Annotated in this window: 17 protein-coding genes; 15 read left to right on the top strand and 2 right to left on the bottom strand. The window is 74.1% G+C overall.

Annotation, left to right across the window (positions count from 1 at the left end; all coding sequences use genetic code 11):
- Positions 1 to 74 precede the first annotated feature (74 nt).
- The 11 genes from bioB (at position 75) to IE182_RS01445 (ending at position 12,171) form a co-directional block, all read left to right on the top strand.
- Entirely contained in the window at positions 75 to 1,322 is a 1,248-nt protein-coding gene (gene bioB / locus IE182_RS01495; RefSeq protein WP_190107742.1) for a biotin synthase BioB, read from the top strand.
- Positions 1,315 to 2,619, top strand: a complete 1,305-nt coding sequence (locus IE182_RS01490; protein ID WP_190107741.1) for an adenosylmethionine--8-amino-7-oxononanoate transaminase — start codon at positions 1,315 to 1,317, stop codon at positions 2,617 to 2,619. The genes bioB and IE182_RS01490 overlap by 8 nt, the downstream gene beginning before the upstream one ends.
- A gap of 316 nt (positions 2,620 to 2,935) precedes the next feature.
- Complete coding sequence (gene bioD / locus IE182_RS01485; protein WP_190107740.1) at positions 2,936 to 3,649, top strand: dethiobiotin synthase; 714 nt, start codon at positions 2,936 to 2,938, stop codon at positions 3,647 to 3,649.
- 84 nt (positions 3,650 to 3,733) lie between these two features.
- Positions 3,734 to 4,414: a class I SAM-dependent methyltransferase gene (locus IE182_RS01480; protein WP_190107739.1), complete on the top strand. Its 681-nt coding sequence runs from the start codon at positions 3,734 to 3,736 to the stop codon at positions 4,412 to 4,414.
- A 138-nt stretch (positions 4,415 to 4,552) separates the two neighbouring features.
- Entirely contained in the window at positions 4,553 to 5,431 is an 879-nt protein-coding gene (locus IE182_RS01475; RefSeq protein ID WP_190107738.1) for an LLM class F420-dependent oxidoreductase, read from the top strand.
- Positions 5,432 to 5,634: 203 nt separating this feature from the next.
- Positions 5,635 to 6,984, top strand: a complete 1,350-nt coding sequence (locus tag IE182_RS01470) for a hemolysin family protein (RefSeq protein ID WP_190107737.1) — start codon at positions 5,635 to 5,637, stop codon at positions 6,982 to 6,984.
- The gene (locus tag IE182_RS01465; RefSeq protein ID WP_190107736.1) at positions 6,981 to 7,994 is read left to right on the top strand and encodes a hemolysin family protein; all 1,014 of its coding nucleotides are present in this window, start codon (positions 6,981 to 6,983) and stop codon (positions 7,992 to 7,994) included. Before IE182_RS01470 ends, IE182_RS01465 begins: the two co-directional genes overlap by 4 nt.
- 58 nt (positions 7,995 to 8,052) lie before the next feature.
- The gene (locus tag IE182_RS01460; protein WP_190107735.1) at positions 8,053 to 8,862 is read left to right on the top strand and encodes an SGNH/GDSL hydrolase family protein; all 810 of its coding nucleotides are present in this window, start codon (positions 8,053 to 8,055) and stop codon (positions 8,860 to 8,862) included.
- A gap of 73 nt (positions 8,863 to 8,935) precedes the next feature.
- On the top strand, positions 8,936 to 10,369 hold the full coding sequence (purB, locus tag IE182_RS01455) for an adenylosuccinate lyase (RefSeq protein WP_190107734.1): 1,434 nt from the start codon (positions 8,936 to 8,938) through the stop codon (positions 10,367 to 10,369).
- Positions 10,366 to 10,920, top strand: coding sequence for a G/U mismatch-specific DNA glycosylase (mug, locus tag IE182_RS01450; protein ID WP_190107939.1), 555 nt, complete (start codon positions 10,366 to 10,368; stop codon positions 10,918 to 10,920). The genes purB and mug overlap by 4 nt, the downstream gene beginning before the upstream one ends.
- Positions 10,921 to 11,013: 93 nt before the next feature.
- The gene (locus IE182_RS01445) at positions 11,014 to 12,171 is read left to right on the top strand and encodes an ROK family transcriptional regulator (RefSeq protein ID WP_190107733.1); all 1,158 of its coding nucleotides are present in this window, start codon (positions 11,014 to 11,016) and stop codon (positions 12,169 to 12,171) included.
- A gap of 7 nt (positions 12,172 to 12,178) precedes the next feature.
- Here the strand turns inward: IE182_RS01445 and IE182_RS01440 are convergent, their stop codons facing one another.
- A complete protein-coding gene (locus IE182_RS01440) occupies positions 12,179 to 12,928 on the bottom strand; it encodes a GntR family transcriptional regulator (RefSeq protein WP_190107732.1) in 750 nt (249 codons plus the stop codon).
- A gap of 186 nt (positions 12,929 to 13,114) precedes the next feature.
- Here IE182_RS01440 and IE182_RS01435 point away from each other — a divergent pair, with 186 nt between their 5' ends.
- Entirely contained in the window at positions 13,115 to 13,873 is a 759-nt protein-coding gene (locus tag IE182_RS01435; RefSeq protein WP_190107731.1) for an SDR family oxidoreductase, read from the top strand.
- 43 nt (positions 13,874 to 13,916) lie between these two features.
- Here IE182_RS01435 and IE182_RS01430 read toward each other — a convergent pair whose 3' ends face one another.
- Entirely contained in the window at positions 13,917 to 14,810 is an 894-nt protein-coding gene (locus tag IE182_RS01430; protein WP_190107730.1) for an RNA polymerase sigma-70 factor, read from the bottom strand.
- A gap of 135 nt (positions 14,811 to 14,945) precedes the next feature.
- On the opposite strand from IE182_RS01430, the gene IE182_RS01425 reads away from it, so the two are divergent.
- From IE182_RS01425 to IE182_RS01415, 3 genes are all read left to right on the top strand, one after another.
- On the top strand, positions 14,946 to 15,776 hold the full coding sequence (locus IE182_RS01425; RefSeq protein WP_190107729.1) for an alpha/beta fold hydrolase: 831 nt from the start codon (positions 14,946 to 14,948) through the stop codon (positions 15,774 to 15,776).
- Between the two features lie 110 nt (positions 15,777 to 15,886).
- Entirely contained in the window at positions 15,887 to 17,455 is a 1,569-nt protein-coding gene (locus IE182_RS01420; protein WP_190107728.1) for an alkaline phosphatase D family protein, read from the top strand.
- A gap of 64 nt (positions 17,456 to 17,519) precedes the next feature.
- On the top strand, positions 17,520 to 18,881 hold the full coding sequence (locus IE182_RS01415; RefSeq protein ID WP_190107727.1) for a dihydrolipoyl dehydrogenase family protein: 1,362 nt from the start codon (positions 17,520 to 17,522) through the stop codon (positions 18,879 to 18,881).
- Positions 18,882 to 19,093: the final 212 nt, after the last annotated feature.

The following is a 19,093-nucleotide window of genomic DNA, read 5'->3' as shown; positions in this document are numbered from 1 at the left end:
ACACACCTCAATCGGCCTCTGTTGTGCGATCCCTACCTTGGCCGGGAGCGGTCGGGTAAGCGAGGATCTGCGCCATGGACCTGCTGAACACGCTGGTGGAGAAGGGGTTGCGGCGGGAGCTGCCGACCCGCGAAGAGGCGCTCGCCGTGCTGGCGACCTCCGACGACGAGCTGCTCGACGTGGTGGCCGCGGCGGGCAAGGTACGCCGCACGTGGTTCGGGCGACGGGTGAAACTCAACTATCTGGTCAACCTCAAGTCCGGGTTGTGCCCCGAGGACTGCTCGTACTGCTCGCAGCGGCTCGGCTCCAAGGCCGAGATCCTCAAGTACACGTGGCTGAAGCCGGACGAGGCGTCGAAGGCGGCCGCCGCGGGCGTGGCCGGCGGCGCGAAGCGGGTCTGCCTGGTGGCCAGCGGCCGCGGTCCGACCGACCGGGACGTCGACCGGGTCTCGAAGACCATCGAGGCGATCAAGGAGCAGAACGAGGGCGTCGAGGTGTGCGCCTGTCTCGGCCTGCTCTCCGACGGCCAGGCGGAGCGGCTGCGCGCCGCGGGCGCCGACGCCTACAACCACAACCTCAACACGTCCGAGGCGACGTACGGCGACATCACCACCACCCACACCTACGCCGACCGCGTGGAGACGGTGCAGCAGGCCCAGGCGGCGGGCATGTCCGCCTGCTCGGGGCTGATCGCGGGCATGGGCGAGAGCGACGCGGACCTGGTGGACGTCGTCTTCTCGCTGCGCGAGCTGGACCCGGACTCGGTGCCGGTCAACTTCCTCATCCCCTTCGAGGGGACGCCGCTGGCCAAGGAGTGGAACCTCACGCCGCAGCGGGCGCTGCGCATCCTGGCGATGGTGCGGTTCGTCTGCCCGGACGTGGAGGTCCGGCTGGCGGGCGGCCGCGAGGTGCACCTGCGGTCGATGCAGCCGCTGGCCCTGCACCTGGCCAACTCGATCTTCCTCGGCGACTACCTGACGAGCGAGGGCCAGGAGGGCAAGGCCGACCTGGCGATGATCGCGGACGCGGGCTTCGAGGTCGAGGGCACGGACACCACGACGCTGCCGGAGCACCGCGCGGACGCCCTGGCGGCCGCGGGCTGCGGCTCGCACGGCGCCGGCCCGGGTGCGGGCGGCTGCGGCTCGCACGGTGCGGGCGAGAGCACGGGCGGCTGCGGTACGGGCGGCGGCTGCGGCCCGTGCGGCGAAGACGGCGCGGCGGCGGATGCAGCGGCCGAGCCGGTGCCGGCGGGCGAGGCCCGTACGGACCTGGTCGCCGTGCGGCGCCGTGGTGCGGGAACGGACCTGCCGCCCAATGCCTGAGCCGCTCACCGCGAGTGACCTGCTCGCCCTGGACAAGCAGCACGTGTGGCATCCGTACGGTCCGATGCCCGGCCGGGTCGATCCGCTGGTGGTCGAGTCCGCGTCCGGGGTCAGGCTGCGGCTGGCCGAACCGGTCGACGGCGTCGGCGAGCTGGTCGACGGCATGTCGTCCTGGTGGTCGGCGATCCACGGCTACAACCACCCGGTGCTCAACGCCGCGGCCCACGCCCAGCTGGAGCGGATGAGCCATGTGATGTTCGGCGGGCTCACCCACGAGCCCGCCGTGCGGCTGGCCGCCAAGCTGGTGGAGATCACGCCCGAGGGGCTCGAACACGTCTTCTTCTCCGACTCCGGCTCGGTGTCGGTCGAGGTCGCCCTGAAGATGTGCCTCCAGTACTGGCGGTCGGCCGGAAAACCGCGCAAGCAGCGCCTGTTGACCTGGCGCGGCGGCTATCACGGCGACACCTGGCAGCCGATGTCGGTGTGCGACCCGGACGGCGGCATGCACGCACTGTGGTCCGGTGCGCTGCCCGAGCAGATCTTCGCGGACGCGCCGCCGACCGGCTTCGACGCCGAGGTCGATCCGGCGTACGCGGCACACGTGCGGGAGCTGATCGCGCGGCACGCCGACGAGCTGGCCGCGGTGATCGTCGAGCCCGTGGTGCAGAACGCGGGCGGGATGCGCTTCCACTCCCCCGGCCACCTGCGGATGCTGCGCGAGGCGTGCGACGAGCACGACGTGCTGCTGATCCTCGACGAGATCGCCACCGGTTTCGGCCGTACGGGCGCGCTCTTCGCGGCGGATCACGCGGGGGTCACCCCCGATGTGCTGTGTCTCGGCAAGGCGCTCACCGGCGGCTATCTGACGATGGCGGCGACGCTGTGCACGACACGGGTGGCGGAGGGCATTTCCCGGGGCGAGGTCCCGGTGCTCGCGCACGGCCCGACGTTCATGGCCAACCCGCTGGCGGCGGCCATCGCCTGCGCGTCCCTCGACCTGCTGCTGTCCCAGGACTGGCAGGCGGAGGTCAAGCGGATCGGGGCGGGCCTGCTCGACGGTCTGGCCGAGGCGGCGCAGTACCCGGGAGTCCGGGACGTACGGGTGCTCGGCGCGATCGGCGTCGTCCAGCTCGATCACGAGGTGGACATGGCGGCGGCGACCCGGGCGGCGGTGCGCGAGGGAGTGTGGCTGCGGCCGTTCCGCGACCTCGTCTACACCATGCCGCCCTACGTCACGGGCGACGAGGACCTCGCCCGGATCTGTGCGGCGGTGCGCGCCGTCGCCCGCGAGGGCTAGGCCGTGTCCGCAAAGTAGCGCCGTACGCCCGAAGGGCGTGGCCCGCGGCGTCTGGTGCTGGGGGCACCTCCCAGCGGTAGCTGGGGGAGATCGCAAGGCGGAGGGTCGTCCTCGTACTGGGCGTACTCGGGCGACCCCGACAACGCAGCGAGCGTGCGTGCTGGGGGCGCCTCCCAGCGGTAGCTGGGGGAGTCGCGGGCCAGGCGGGACTTTGCGGACACGGCCTAGGACGGAACGCCGTCCGCACACGGCGGGCGGCGCAGGACCGGCGCCGTGCCGCGCGTGCGGCCGGCGCCCTGGTGGAGGGAGCGGAATCATGTCGGTCATGGTCGTCACGGGGACGGGCACGGAGGTCGGCAAGACCGTGGTGACGGCCGCCGTAGCGGCGGCGGCGCTGGCCGCCGGACGTTCGGTGGCGGTGCTCAAGCCCACCCAGACCGGGGTCGGCCCGGGCGAGGTGGGGGACGTCGCGGAGGTGTTGCGGCTCGCGGGGCCCGTGACCGGTGTGGAACTGGCCCGTTTCCCCGAGCCCTTGGCGCCCGCGACGGCCGCCCGGCGGGCGGGCCTGGCGCCCGTGTCGCCGCAGGAGATCGCACGGGCGGCGGCCGAGCTGGCCGCCTCCCACGACCTGGTGCTGGTCGAGGGCGCGGGCGGGCTGCTGGTCCGTCTGGACGACGCCGGTGCGACGCTCGCGGACGTGGCCGGGCTGCTGGACGCGCCGGTGCTTATCGTCGCCCAGGCGGGTCTGGGCACGCTCAACACCACCGAGCTCACCGCCGAGGCGCTGCGCTCGCGGGGGCTGCACTGCACGGGCGTCGTCATCGGCAGCTGGCCGGCCGAACCGGACCTGGCCATGCGCTGCAACCTGTCCGACCTGCCGGAGGTGGCCGGGGTGGGACTGCTGGGCGCGGTGCCGGAGGGGGCGGGTGCGATGCCTGGGCAGACCTTCCGCGAGGCGGCGCGGTCCTGGCTGACGCCGGAGCTGGGCGGCACCTGGGACGGTGCGGTGCCCTGCGGGGCGCTGCGCTGATCCGGGAGGGCAGGGGAGGGAAGCCCCGTCCCTGGGAAGAATCGACGTAGCCGTCGTATTCCCGGCCCCGGGAAGGGGTATGACATGCCGTTCCGCAGCACCAGAACGCCGCACGACGTGGTGCACCACCCGCTCTTCGCCCGCGTCTACGCGAGGCTGAGCCCGGTCATGGACGAGCGCGCCGGCGTCGGGGCCCACCGGCAGGCGCTGCTGACCGGCCTGTCCGGACGCGTCATCGAGATCGGCGCCGGCAACGGGCTGAACTTCCCCCACTACCCCGGCACCGTCTCGGAGGTGGTGGCCATCGAGCCGGAGCGGCGGCTGCGGCGGCTGGCGGTGGAGGCGGCGGTCCGGGCGGGGGTGCCGGTGGACGTGGTCCCGGGCGCCGCCGAGGCACTGCCGGTCAAGAGCGAGGCGTTCGACGCGGCCGTGGTGTCCTTGGTGCTGTGCTCGGTGCGGGACGTGCGGCGCTCGCTGGCGGAGCTGCGGCGGGTGCTGAAGCCGGGCGGTGAGCTGCGGTTCTTCGAGCACGGCATCGCGCAGGGGCGGGTGCTGGCGCAGGTGCAGCGGTCGCTGGACCGCACGGTGTGGCCGCTGCTGTTCGGCGGCTGTCACACGGCCCGCGATCCGCTGGCGTCCATCGAGGCGGCCGGCTTCGAGATGGGTGACTACCGGCGGCTGCAGGTGCCGCGCACCAGGGTGCCCGTGCCGTCCTCGCCGTGCGTGCTGGGGGTGGCGCGGCGGCCGGCCGAGCCGGGGCCGTGAGCCCCGACGGCCCAGGACGCCCCGGACCGCCTCGGACGGCTTCGGACGGGTGAGTTCCCTCACGGACGAGTGCACCCGCGGATAAACGGAGCCAGCCTCCGGTACGTTGATCATCAACGACGCTCCAGGGGGTTTGCCATGTCCCGTCCGTTCCGTTTCGCCGTCAACATGCTCGACACCGGCACGTCCGCCGAATGGCGCACCAAGTGCCGCAAGGCCGAGGCGATGGGCTACGACGTCATCCTCGTGCCCGATCACCTCGGCATGCCCGCCCCGTTCCCCTCGCTGGTGGCCGCCGCGGAGGCCACCGAGCGGCCGCGGGTGGGCACGTTCGTGCTCAACGCCGGGTTCTGGAACCCGGCGCTGCTCGCCCGCGAGGTGGCCTCCACCGACCAGCTGACCGGCGGCAGGCTGGAGCTGGGGCTGGGCACCGGCTACGCCAGGGCCGAGCACGACAGCGCCGGCCTGCCGTTCGGCTCGCCCCGCGAGCGGGTCGACCACCTGGAGCGCACGATCACCGAGCTCGACCGCCTGCTGGGCGACCCGGAGCACCGGCCGGCGACCGCACAGTCGCCCCGTCCCCCGCTGCTGCTCGGCGGGAACGGCAACCGCGTGCTGCGGCTGACGGCGCGCCACGCGGACATCGCCGCCTTCACCGGGGCGCAGACGGGGCCCGACGACTCGCTGCGCCTCATCAGCCCGGCCGCACTGGAGGAGCGCGTGGCGGCCTACCGCGGCTTCGCGGCCGGCCGCAGCACGCCCGCCGAGCTGAACTACCTGGTGCAGCGGGTGGAGGTCGGCGACGACGGCCCCGCCAGGGCGCACGAGCTCGGCGCCCTCGCCCCGGACTTCCCGGCGGAGGAGCTGCTGGAGCACCCGGCCGTGCTGATGGGCACCGTGCGGGAGATCGCCGAACGCGTGCGCGGCCACCGCGAGCGCTACGGCTTCACCTACTTCACGGTCCTGGAACCCTTCATGGACGCGTTCGCCCCGGTGATCGAGGAGCTCCGGAGCTGATCCACCGGGGCCCGCGGAGCCGACCCGCCCTTCACTTTGCCCGTCCTTTACCCTGGATGGGCACACGGTCCGATGACCCGGGCCTTCGAGAACCTCAGTGAAAGGTGTGAGCGTCCGTCCATGGGCGAGCCTCCCAGTAGTCCCCGGAGCCGACATCGCGCGGTCCTTCCGTCCCTGCCCGATCATGGGACGGAGGTGAACCGATGACCGAAGTCCTCCTCCTGGTGCTGGCCCTGCTGCTGACGCTCGCCTGTGCCGTGTTCGTCGCTGCGGAGTTCTCCCTCACCACCGTCGAGCGCGCCGAGCTCGAACGGGCGGTCGACAGCGGCGAGCGCGGCGCGGAAGGCGCCCTCAAGGCCGTGCGGAGCCTGACCTTCCAGCTCTCCGGGGCCCAGCTCGGCATCACCGTCACCGGCCTGATCATCGGCATGATCTCCAAGCCGTCCATCGCGGCGCTGCTGGCGGGTCCCGCCGAGGCCCTCGGCCTGCCGCCCTCGGCCGCCTCCTCCACGGCCCTGATCCTGGGCACCGTGCTCTCCACGGTCGTCCTCATGGTCGTCGGCGAGCTCGTCCCCAAGAACTGGGCGATCTCCCGCCCGCTGGCGGTGGCGAAGAAGGTCGCCGGCCCGCAGCGGGCGTTCAGCGCGGCCTTCCGCCCGCTGATCCGCCATCTGAACAACAGCGCCAACCACATGGTGCGCCGCATGGGCCTGGAGCCGGCGGAGGAGCTGGCCACCGCGCGCGGCCCCCAGGAGCTCGCCGCGCTGGCCCGCCACTCCGCCAAGGAGGGCGCGCTGGAGGCGGACACCGCCGAGCTGTTCGTGCGGACGCTCAACCTCGCCGGCCTCACGGCCGAGAACGTCATGACCCCCCGCGTGCAGGTCATCGCGCTCGACGCCCGGGCCACGGCCGAGGACGTCGCGAACGCCACCCGGGCCACGGGCCTGTCCCGCTTCCCCGTCTACCGCGGCAGCCTGGACACGGTCATCGGCATCGCCCACATCAAGGACGTCCTGACCATACCCGCCGACCAGCGCCTCCACCGGCCCGTCACCACGCTGTTGCGCCAGCCGATGCTCGTCCCGGAGTCGCTGACCGTCGACCGGCTGCTGGACCGCTTCTCCGCCAAGCGCAGCATGGCCGTCGTCATCGACGAGTACGGCGGCACGGCCGGCGTCGTCACCCTGGAGGACATCATCGAGGAGGTCGTCGGCGAGGTCCGCGACGAACACGACCCGCACGAGCTGCCCGACCTGGCACCGGCCGGCACGGACGCCGAGGGCCGCAAGCAGTACGACGCGGACGGCGCCGCCCGCACCGACCAGCTGGAGCACATCGGGCTGCGGGCGCCGGACGGCCCGTACGAGACCCTGGCCGGCCTGGTGGCCACCGCCCTCGGCCGCATCCCCGTCGAGGGCGACGCCGTCGAGGTCGCCGGCTGGCGCATCGAGGTCACCGACGCCGGCGGGCGGCGCGCGGCCCGGGTGCTGCTCACGGCCCCCGCGGCGCCCGGCGCCGACGGCGCCCGCCCCGATGAGGAGGCCGGCCGATGACCGCGGTCCAGCTGCTGATCGGGCTCGCGACGCTGGTCGCCAACGCCTTCTTCGTGGGCGCGGAATTCGGCATGATCTCCGTGCGCCGCGGCCAGATCGAGCCGTACGCGGACGCCGGCGACCGGCGCGCCCGCAGCGTGCTGTGGGGCCTGCGGCACATCTCGGCACTGATGGCCGCGGCACAGCTCGGCATCACCCTGTGCACGCTGGTGCTGGGCGTGGTCGCCGAGCCGGCCATCGCCGACCTGCTGGAGCCGCTCTTCCACGCCGTGGGCCTGCCGCAGGGGCTGGTCCACCCGGTGTCGTTCGTGATCGCGCTGTCCGTCGCGACGTACCTGCACATGCTCTTCGGCGAGATGGTGCCGAAGAACGTCGCCCTCGCCGAGCCGGTGCGCACCGCCCTGCTGCTCGGCCCGCCGCTGGTGACGCTGGCGCGCGCCCTGCGCCCGTTCGTCTTCGCGATCAACCGGCTGGCCAACGGCGTGCTGAAGCTGCTGCGGGTCGAGCCGAAGGACGAGGTGGCGGCGGTCTTCTCGGACGACCAGCTCGCCCGCATGGTCGCCGACTCCAGCGAGGCCGGCCTGCTGGACGAGCGGGCCACCGCCCGGCTGCGCGACGCGCTCGGCCTGGGCAAGCGCCCGGTCGAGGACGTGGTGCTGCCCATCGAGCGCGTGGTCGCCGCCCGCTTCGGGGTGACCCCCGACGAACTGGAACGGCTCGCCGCCTCCACCGGCTTCTCCCGCTTCCCGGTACTCGACGACGCCGGGCGCATCCTGGGCTACCTGCACGTCAAGGACGCCCTCGACGCCACCTCGCGGGAGACGCCCTTCCCGCTGCGCCGGATGCGCCCGATCGCCCGGGTGCGGGCCGACACCCCGCTGGACGACGTGATCGGGGCAATGGGCCGCACCGGCGCCCACCTGGCCGCGGTCATCGGCGAGGACAGCCGCCTGGCCGGCCTGGTCACCCTGGAGGACGTCCTGCGCCAGCTGGTCGGCCTGCGGCAGTGATCCCCTCCCCGGGCCGGTGCCCCCGGCCCGGGGACGGCGGCGGTAGGATCACGGCGCCATGCCGATGAATGCCACGTACACGCACACCAGTTTCGTCGCCGTCGGCGACTCCTTCACCGAGGGCATGTCCGACGGCCTGCCGGACGGCTCCTACCGCGGCTGGGCCGACCTCCTCGCCGCCCGCCTCGCCGCCCGGACGTCCGGCTTCCGGTATGCGAACCTCGCGGTGCGCGGCAAGCTGATCGGCCAGATCGCCGACGAGCAGGCCGCGCCGGCCGCCGCCATGGGCGCGGACCTGGTGACGCTCGTGGGCGGGCTCAACGACGTACTGCGGCCGCAGTGCGACGTGGACCTGGTGTGCGCACGGCTCGCGCAGGCGGCGGACCTGCTGGCCCCGAGCTGCCGGCAACTGGTGCTGATGCGCAGCCCCGGCCGGCGCGGCCCGGTCCTGGAGCGCTTCCGGCCCCGCATGGAGCAGCTCTTCGGCTTCATCGACGAGCTGGCCGAGCGGCACGACGCCGTGGTCGTCGACCTGTTCTCCTCCGAGGCCCTGGGCGACTCCCGGCTGTGGGCCGAGGACCGGCTGCACCTGAACGCCGAGGGCCACCGCCGGGTGGCCGAGGCGGTCTGGCAGGCGCTCGGCCACGCGCCGGAGTCCGACTGGCGCGAGCCGCTGCCCCCGTTCGTGCGTCCCGGCTGGGCCGCCCGCCGCACCTCGGACCTGCGCTTCGCCCGTGAGCACCTGGCCCCCTGGATCGGCCGCCGCCTGACGGGCCGCTCCTCGGGGGACGGGCGTCCGCCCAAGCGGGCCGAGCTGCTGCCCTACGAGCCGCTCCCGCTGCCCGGGGGCGGGTCGCCGCTCCCGTAGCGCACCTTTCGTAGCAAGCCACAAACCGGGGTGCTGTCCGGATCTGCGCGAACCGCCAGTAGACTTTCGCCACGTGACTGCAAAGCCCCGCATCCCCAATGTCCTGGCCGGCCGCTACGCCTCCGCGGAGCTCGCCGTGCTGTGGTCCCCCGAGTACAAGGTGACGCTGGAGCGGCGGCTGTGGCTCGCCGTCCTGCGCGCACAGAAGGACCTGGGGATCGAGGTGCCGGACGCCGCCCTCGCCGACTACGAGCGGGTCCTGGACCAGGTCGACCTGGCTTCGATCGCCGAGCGCGAGAAGGTCACCCGGCACGACGTGAAGGCCCGCATCGAGGAGTTCAACGCCCTCGCCGGCCACGAGCACGTGCACAAGGGCATGACCTCCCGCGACCTCACCGAGAACGTCGAGCAGCTGCAGATCCGGCTCTCCCTGGAGCTGGTGCGCGACCGCGTCGTCGCCGTCCTGACCCGGCTCGGGAAGCTGGCGGCCGACCACGCCGAGCTCGTCATGGCGGGCCGCTCGCACAACGTCGCCGCGCAGGCCACCACGCTCGGCAAGCGCTTCGCCACCACCGCCGACGAGCTGCTGGTCGCCTTCGCCCGCACCGAGGAGCTGCTCGGCCGCTACCCGCTGCGCGGCATCAAGGGCCCGGTCGGCACCGCCCAGGACATGCTCGACCTGCTCGGCGGCGACGCCGCGAAGCTCGACGAGCTGGAGCAGCGGATCGCGGCCCACCTGGGCTTCGCCCACGCCTTCACCTCCGTCGGCCAGGTCTACCCGCGCTCGCTCGACTACGACGTGGTCACCGCGCTGGTCCAGCTGGCCGCCGCGCCCTCCTCGCTCGCCAAGACGATCCGCCTGATGGCCGGCCACGAGCTGGTCACCGAGGGGTTCAAGCCCGGCCAGGTCGGCTCGTCCGCCATGCCGCACAAGATGAACACCCGCTCCTGCGAGCGCGTCAACGGCCTGATGGTCATCCTGCGCGGCTACGCGTCCATGACCGGCGAGCTCGCCGGCGACCAGTGGAACGAGGGCGACGTCTCCTGCTCGGTGGTGCGCCGCGTGGCCCTGCCGGACGCGTTCTTCGCGCTCGACGGCCTGCTGGAGACCTTCCTGACCGTGCTCGACGAGTTCGGCGCCTTCCCGGCCGTCGTCGCCCGTGAGCTCGACCGCTACCTGCCCTTCCTCGCCACCACCAAGGTCCTGATGGGCGCGGTGCGGGCCGGGGTCGGCCGCGAGGTCGCCCACGAGGTCATCAAGGAGCACGCCGTGGCCTCGGCGCTGGCGATGCGCGAGCAGGGCGCCGAGCGCAACGAGCTGCTCGGCAAGCTGGCCGCCGACGAGCGCATCCCGCTCGACCGTGCCGGGCTCGACGCGCTGATGGCCGACAAGCTCTCCTTCACCGGCGCGGCCAGTGACCAGGTGGCCTCCGTGGTCGCCCGGATCGAGGAGATCGCCAAGCGTCACCCGGAGGCGGCCGCCTACGCCCCCGGAGCGATCCTCTGACCCGCTCGTTCACGCGCGAGGAGCTGGAGGCCGCCCGCGACCGTCTCGTACCGGACGTGGTCGCGGACGGCCTCCGCGTCCTTTTCTGCGGCATCAACCCGGGCCTGATGTCGGCCGCCACCGGCCATCACTTCGCCCGGCCTGGCAACCGCTTCTGGCCCGCCCTGCACGCCTCGGGCTTCACGCCGCGGCAGCTGAGCCCGGCACAGGAGCGGGAACTGCTCGACCACGGGCTGGGCATCACCAACGTCGTCGCCCGCGCCTCCGCGCGCGCCGACGAGCTGAGCCCCGTGGAGTTCCGCGAGGGCGGGCGCGTCCTGGTCGGGAAGGTGACGTTGCTGCGGCCTCGCTGGCTGGCGGTCGTCGGCGTCACCGCCTACCGCGTGGCCTTCGACGACAAGGGGGCGAGGATCGGCCCGCAGGAGCGGACGATCGGCGACACCCGGATCTGGGTCCTGCCCAACCCCAGCGGCCTCAACGCCCACTGGCCCCTGCCGAAGATGGCGGAGGAGTTCGGGCGGCTGCGCGCCGCCGCCGGCGAGGCCCCGTAGGCACCGCCGGGTGAGTCCCGTCACTCGCCGCTCCGCCGTGCACCGGATACGATCCGTGCAGGCAAAGGGCACGCAAAGCGAGGAGGCGGCACGTTGGGGCGGCTCACCGGCGGGGATCCGTCTCTCCTGAGGCGGATCAATTCGGCCGTCGTGCTGCACGCGCTGCGCGCCGCCCAGGCGCCCACGCTCACCGATCTGGTCAAGGTGACGGGGCTGTCCCGGCCGACCGTCGAGGGCGTGGTCGAGGGGCTGATCGCCTCCGGGCTGGTGGTGGAGGCGGCCGCCGACGAGACCGCGGCACGCCGTCAGGGACGCCCGGCCCGGCGCTTCCGCTTCCGGGTCGAGGCCGGCCATCTGCTCGGTGTCGAGATCGGGCCTCACCGCATCGCGGCGCTGCTCGCGGACCTGCGCGGGCGCGTGGTGGGCTCGGCGCACGTGGAGGTCTCGGCCACGGCCCCCGCCGACGAACGCCTGGAGCACGTGCGCACGGCCGTCGCCGACCTCCTCAAGCGGGCCGGGGTGCCGCGCAGTTCGCTGCGCGCGGTGGGGGTGGCCACGCCGGGCATCGTGGAGGCGGACGGGACCGTGCGGCTGGGGACGGCGCTGCCGCAGTGGACCGGACTGCCGCTCGGGGAGCGGCTGCGGCGTTCGTTCCGCTGCCCCGTGCTGGTGGAGAACGACGCCAACGCCGCCGCCGTCGCCGAGCACTGGAAGGGCGCGGCGACCGCCTCCGACGACGTGGTCTTCGTGCTGGCGGGGCTGAGCCCGGGCGCCGGTTCGCTGATCGGCGGCCGATTGCACCGGGGCTTCGGGGGCGCCGCCGGGGAGATCGGCGCGCTGCACCTGCTGGGGCGGGAGGCCACCCCGGAGGAGGTGCTGTCCACCACCGGGGAGCCGCTGCACCCGCTCGACGAGGCGCAGGTGGCACGGGTGTTCACGCTGGCCGGGCAGGGCGACGAGCGGGCCCGGGCGGCCGTGGACCGCTATCTGCGCCGGCTGGTGCACGACGTGGCGGCGCTCGTGCTGGCCCTCGACCCGGAGCTGGTCGTGGTGGGCGGCTGGGCGGCCGGGCTGAACGGCGTCCTGGAGCCGCTGCGCACCGAGCTGGCCCGCTACTGCCTGCGGCCGCCGCAGGTGGCGCAGTCGCTGCTGGGCGAGGCCGCGGTGGCGACGGGCGCGCTGCGGCTGGCCCTCGACCACGTGGAGGCGCAGCTCTTCGCGGTCGAGAGCTCGGTGACGGCGCGCCGCTGAGCGGCCGTCAGCCGGCGAGGAGCTGGACGGCCGCGCCGCCCGCCTCCCCGAAGGTGAGCCGGCAGGTGTCGGCCCGGTAGGTGGCCACGGCGACGGCGGCGGTGCGGCCGCCGGAGACGTAACGGGTGGTCACGAGGAGGACGGGCGCGCCGGGGAGCCGGTCGAGCTGCTTGGCGTCGTCGGCGCGGGCGGAGCCGAGCTCCACGGCCCGCTCCCGGCCCTCCAGTTGCAGGTGCTGCAACTCGCGCAGGACGGCGCGGGCGCGGGCAGGGCCGGCGGGCGTGTCGATGGCGGCCAGGGCGGGGACGCTGCTCGCGGGGACGTAGAGCAGCTCCGCGGCGACGGGCTGGCCGCGGGTCTTGCGGGCGCGGCGCACGGTGTGAACGGCCTGGCCGGGCTCGGTCTCCAGGAGCCGGGCGACCGCGGCGGGCGGCACCTCCTCGGTGCTGTCGACGGGCTGCCAGGCATCGGCCGCGGCGCCGGGCCAGGTGTGCTCGGCGTCGGCGACGGCCACTCCCATGCGCGGCGGCGCGACGGTGGTGCCGACACCGCGGCGGCGCTGCAGCCGGCCCTCCAGCTCCAGCTGTTCCAGCGCCTGACGGAGCGTGGCACGGGCGACGCCGAAGCGGGCCGCGAGCTCGCGCTCGTTCGGCAGGATCTCTCCCACGGCGAACTCGGAGTCGAGTGCCTCACTGAGGACGGTCTTCAAGTGCCAGTACTTCGGCTCCGGCACCGATTCCAGCTGCGTGGTCCCCACCCTGTTCCTCCGCAAAGGCTTTTTGCGCGCTTCTTTATTAAAGGTTGTTGCAGTATGCCTGCGACCATAGGGCGGCGTGGGCACTTGGTCAAGACCAATGACACCCGCCCCGGGCGTTGTCAGAGGGCTCGGGTACCGTCGGTAATCATCGGGTCGCAGCGAGCGGCAGGAAGCGGGGGACGGGCGATGGAGCAGGTGCGGGACCAGGTGACGGTGGTCACCGGGGGCAGCAGGGGCATCGGGGCGGCGGTGGCGCTGCGGCTGGCCCGCGCCGGGCATGCCGTGGGCATCGGCTACGAGCAGGCGCAGGAGGCCGCGGAGAAGACGGCGGCCGCCGTGCGCGACCACGGTGTGGCGTGTGTGGCCGTTCAGGTGGACACCAGCGACGAGTCGCAGGTCGACGCCTTCTTCGACACCGTGCGGGACCGGCTCGGCCCGGTGACCGGCCTGGTCAACAACGCCGGGATCACGGGCCTGTTGGGCCGGTTCACCGAGACTCCGGTGGAGCGGATGCGCAAGGTCGTGGACGTCAATGTGATGGGCGCGCTGATCTGTGCCCGCCGGGCGGCCCTGGAGATGTCCACCCGTCACGGGGGCGGCGGTGGCGCCATCGTGAACATCTCGTCGGGGGCGGCGACGCTGGGCAGCCCCGGCGAGTACGTGCACTACGCGGCGAGCAAGGCCGCGGTGGACGCGCTCACCGTCGGGCTGTCCAAGGAGCTGGCCGCGGAGGGGGTCCGGGTCAACTCGGTGCAGCCCGGGGCGGTCGTGACCGACATCCACGCGTCCATGGGCGACCCGGAGCGGCCGTGGCGCATAGCCGACCGGATTCCCATGGGCCGCCCCGGGGAGCCGGAGGAGGTCGCGGGGGCGGTGGCCTGGCTGCTGTCGCCGGAGGCGTCGTACACCACCGGTGCGGTGCTGCGCGTGGCGGGCGGGCTGTGACCCGCCCCGGCGCGGCGCGGCTGCCGGCCGGGGCGCAGGGCCGTCAGGAGGCGAAGCCCGTCAGCTTGTCGGGGTTGCGGATGAGGTAGATCTCGGCGATGCGGCCGTCGGCGATCTCGATGCTCATGAAGGTCTCGGGCCTGCCCTGGGAGAGCACCAGCAGCGCCGGGCTGCCGTTGACTTCGAGGAAGCGGATCTCCGGATCGGGCAGGGGGTTGCCGCCGACGGCCACGAGGAAGCGTCCGACCTTGTCGGCGGTCTCGATGACGCGGCGGGGGGCCTTGGCCTTGCCGCCGCTGTCGCTGACGAGGCGGACGTCGGGGGCGAGCAGGGCGAGCATGTCCTCGATGCTGCCGCCGGTGGCGGCGGCGAGGAAGCGCTCGGTCAGGTCGCGTCGGCGCACGGGGTCGACGTCGAAGCGCGGCTTGCGTTCCTCCACATGGCGCCGGGCCCGGCCGGCGAGCTGGCGCACGGCCGCCTCCGAGCGGTCGAGGACCTCGGCGATCTCCTGGTAGGGGAAGCCGAACGCTTCGCGCAGGACGAAGACGGCGCGCTCCAGCGGGGAGAGCGATTCGAGGACGATGAGCACGGCGAGGGAGACGGAGTCGGCGAGCACCGCCCGTTCGGCGGTGTCGGGGACGGTCGTGCCGAAGTCGGTGGGGACGGGCTCGGGGAGCCACGGCCCGACGTACGCCTCGCGCCGCGCCTGCACCTGCCGCAGGCGGTCGACGGCCAGGCGGGTGGTGACGCGCACGAGGTAGCCGCGCGCGTCGCGGACGGTTGTGCGGTCCGCGCCGGACCAGCGCAGCCACGCCTCCTGGACGACGTCCTCGGCGTCGGCGAACCGACCCAGCATGCGGTAGGCCACGCCCGTCAGCGTGGTGCGGTGTTCCTCGAAGGCGTCCAGGCCGGTGTCAGCTGCGTTCACACGGCCCATCCCACCCGAGGGGGCCGGGGGTTGTCCACGTGAGGCGGCTCTCGTCCCGGCGGCCGCGCTCCTGGGTCTACCCCGCGGTAACCCCTGCTGACATCCTGTCTCGTACGGAGTCCCACGGACACGAGGAGCTGTGCCATGGCCGAGACGATCTCCTTTTCCGCCGACACCCCTTCCGGGCCGCGCACGGTGGAGGTGGTGTACGAGCGGATCGGCGGCGGCGAGCCGCTGGTGCTGCTGCACGGCATCGGCCACCATCTGCAGGTGTGGGACCCGGTCGTCGGCATCCTCGCCGCCGAACGCGACGTGATCGCCGTCGACCTGCCGGGCTACGGCCTCTCCCCCGGCCTGCCCGACGGCATCTCCTACGACCTGCGGGGCGTCGTCCCCGTGCTGGGCGCGCTCTTCGACGCCCTGGGCCTGGACCGCCCGCACGTCGCGGGCAACTCCCTCGGCGGTCTGCTCGCCCTGCAGCTCGGCCACGAGAAGCGCGTGCGCAGCGTCACCGCCCTGTCCCCCGGCGGGTTCTGGAGCGAGGCCGAGCGCCGCTACGCCTTCGGGATGCTCCTGGCGATGCGGCACGGCGCGCTGCGGCTGCCGGACCACACGGTGACGCGACTGGCCCGCACCTCCGTGGGCAGGGCCGCCCTGACCGGCACCATCTACGCCCGGCCGGGCCGCCGTTCCCCGGACGCCGTCGTCGCCGAGACCCGGGCGCTGCGCGAGGCGACCGGCTTCGAGGCCACGCTCGCGGCCGGTCGCCGGCTCCGTTTCACCCACGACGTGCCGGACGTTCCGGTCACCATCGGCTGGGGCACCTCAGACCGGCTGCTGGTGCGCGGCCAGGGCGTCCGGGCCAAGAAGGTGATCCCTTCCGCCCGGCTCGTCCGGCTGCCCGGGTGCGGGCACGTTCCCATGAACGACGACCCGGCGCTGGTGGCCCGCGTCATCCTCGACGGCTCGCGCTGAGGGGAGTTCACGTCCCGTTCGGCTGCCGGGCACACGGGCCCGGTAGGAACGGTCCCGCAGACGACGAGAACGACGGTGACGGCCGGGGGCCGGGTACAGGAGGTCGGCCGATGGGCTACGGGACCGGACCGGTGGTCGGCCGGCGGGCGGTGCTGCGCGGCTCGGCGGCCGTCGCGGGAGCGGCGGCCCTGCCGCCCCTGGCCGCGGCGCCCGCCCAGGCGCTGTCGGGACGGCCGGGCGCCGGCTGGGGCGTACAGGCCGGGGACGTCACCTCGTCCTCGGGGCTGATCTGGGTGCGCTCGGACCGCAGGGCCCGGATGATCGTGGAGACCTCGGCGACCGGGTCGTTCCGCTCGGCCCGCCGGTGGCACGGGCCGCTGGTCGGGCCGGACACGGACTTCACCGGCCGGACGGCCCTGCACGGCCTGCCGCCCGGCGAACAGATCCACTACCGGGTGCTGCTCGCCGACCCGGACGACCCCCGGCGCACCGGCCGGCCGGTGCACGGCACGTTCCGCACGGCCCCGGCCGGGCGCCGGGACGTGCGCTTCGTCTGGTCGGGCGACCTCGCCGGCCAGGGCTGGGGCATCAACCCGGACCTCGGCGGCTACCGCATCTTCGAGCACATGCGCCGGCTGGACCCGGACTTCTTCCTCTGCAGCGGCGACACCGTCTACGCCGACGGCCCGATCCCCGCGAGCATCGCCCTGCCCGGCGGCGGCACCTGGCGGAACATCACCACCGAGGAGAAGTCGAAGGTCGCCGAGACGCTCGCGGAGTTCCGCGGGGCGTTCCGCTACAACCTGCTCGACGACCACCTGCGGCGCTTCAACGCCCAGGTGCCGACCGTCGTGCAGTGGGACGACCACGAGGTGCGCAACAACTGGTACCCCGGCCAGATCCTCGACGACCCGCGGTACACGGAGAAGAACGTCGACGTGCTGGCGGCGCGCTCGCGGCGGGCCTTCTCCGAGTACTTCCCGCTGTCCACGCAGCGCCCCGACGGGGACGGCCGCGTCTACCGGGTGCTGCACCACGGCCCCCTGCTCGACCTCTTCGTCCTGGACATGCGCACCTACCGCAACGCCAACTCCCCCGGCAGACGCCCCGACGACACCCAGGGCATCCTGGGCGAGGCCCAGCTCCGGTGGCTCAAGCGGGAGCTGGCGCGCTCGCGCGCGGTGTGGAAGGTGATCGCCTCCGACATGCCGCTGGGGCTGGTGGTCCCCGACGGGCCGGCGGACTTCGAGGCGGTCGCCCAGGGCGACCCGGGGGCTCCGCTCGGCCGCGAGCTGCAGATCGCCGAGCTGCTGCGGCACATCAAGCACCGGCGGATCACCGGCACGGTGTGGCTGACGGCCGACGTCCACTACACCTCGGCCCAGCATTACGACCCCGCGCGGGCCGCGTTCGGGGACTTCGCCCCGTTCTGGGAGTTCGTGACGGGCCCGCTGAACGCCGGCGGCTTCCCGGCGGCGAAGCTGGACGGCACGTTCGGGCCGGAGCAGCCCTTCGTCAAGGCGCCGGCCGTCGCGAACGTGCCGCCCGGGCAGGACAGCCAGTTCTTCGGCGAGGTCGCCATCGACGGCGAGGGCGGTGAGCTGACGGTGCGGCTGCGCGACGAACGGGGGGCGGTGCTGTTCACCAAGGTGCTGCAGCCGGGGCGCGTCGGACAGTGACGCCTCCCCGGCGCGGTGGGAAGGTGGTGGACACCCGAAGCCGGCGCGAGGAAGGTGCGGTGCTGTGGCCGAAGAGGTGGACGTCGTCGTCATCGGCATGGGTCCGGGCGGCGAGCACGTGGCCGGGGAGCTCGCCGGAGCCGGGCTCGCGGTGGTGGGCGTCGAGGCGGAGCTGGTGGGCGGCGAGTGCCCTTACTGGGGGTGCGTGCCCAGCAAGATGATGATCCGCGCCGGGAATCTGCTCGCGGAGGGGCGGCGGGTGCCCGGCATGGCCGGTTCCTCCCGCGTCGGTGCCGACTGGGCGCCGGTGGCCGACCGGATCCGCGACGAGGCGACCGACGACTGGAACGACCGGGCGGCCGCCGATCGCTTCACCGGCAAGGGCGGCCGCCTGGTGCGCGGCCACGGCAGGCTGGCCGGGCCGGGGCGCGTCGAGGTGAACGGCGAGGTGTTCCGGGCGCGGCACGGCATCGTCCTCGCGACGGGCAGCCGGCCGCAGATCCCGCCGGTGCCCGGGCTGGACGGGGTCCCCTACTGGACGAACCGGGACGCGATCGCCGCGAAGGAACCGCCGGGCACGCTGCTGGTGCTCGGCGGCGGTGCGATCGGCCTGGAACTGGCCCAGGTCTACGCCCGTTTCGGCACCGGCGTCACGGTCGTGGAGGCCCTCGACGGCCTGATCCCGGCCGAGGAGCCGGAGGCGGGCGAACTGCTGGCCGGGGTGCTGCGCGAGGAGGGGCTGACCGTGCGGACGGGCGCGCGGGCGGCCGAGGTGCGGCACAGCGGCGACGCGTTCACCCTGGTGCTGGCGGACGGCACGGAGCTGACGGGCGATCAGCTGCTGGTGGCCACGGGACGCCGCGTGGACCTCGCGGCCGTGGGCGTGGACAGCGTGGGCCTGGACCCGGCCGCGCGCGCCCTGCGGACGGACGGGCAGATGCTGGCGGCACCCGGCCTGTGGGGCGTCGGCGACGTGACCGGGCACGGCGCGTTCACGCATGTGGCGATGTACGAGGCGGACATCGTGATCCGGGCCGTGCTCGGCGAGCCGGGCCCGGACGCCGACTACCGCGCCCTGCCGCGCGTGACGTTCACCGACCCGGAGGTGGGGGCGGTGGGCCTGACCGAGAAGCAGGCCCGCGAGAAGGGCCTGCGGGTACGGACGGGGCTGGCGCGGGTGCCGTCCTCGACCCGCGGCTGGATCCACAAGGCGGGCAACGAGGGCCTGGTCAAGCTCGTCGAGGACGCCGACCGCGGCGTGCTGGTCGGCGCGACCACGGCGGGCCCGATGGGCGGCGAGGTGATGTACGGCCTGGCCGTGGCGGTCCAGGCCGGGGTACCGGTCGAGTCCCTGCGCCACATGATCTACGCCTACCCCACCTTCCACCGCGGCGTGGAGGAGGCCCTGCGGGACCTGCGGGCCTGAGGGCGGCCGCGCGCCGGCCGGGTGACCGGGCGGCGGCCCCTCCGGCGTGCCCGCGCCGCGTCCGCGGGTCCCGGGCGCGGCGGGGCGCAACGGCCCACCGAGCCGGGGCCGCAGGACCATGCGGACGTCAGGGACCGTGGGGGCATCCGGGGCGGCCCCTCCCCCGTTCCCCCGCTCGGCCGTACGGCGTGAATCGTTCGAGATGCGGGCAC

Source organism: Streptomyces cinnamoneus, assembly GCF_014650495.1.
In the GTDB taxonomy this organism is placed as follows: Bacteria; Actinomycetota; Actinomycetes; order Streptomycetales; family Streptomycetaceae; genus Streptomyces; species Streptomyces cinnamoneus.
This window is presented reverse-complemented; position numbering and strand designations above follow the sequence as displayed.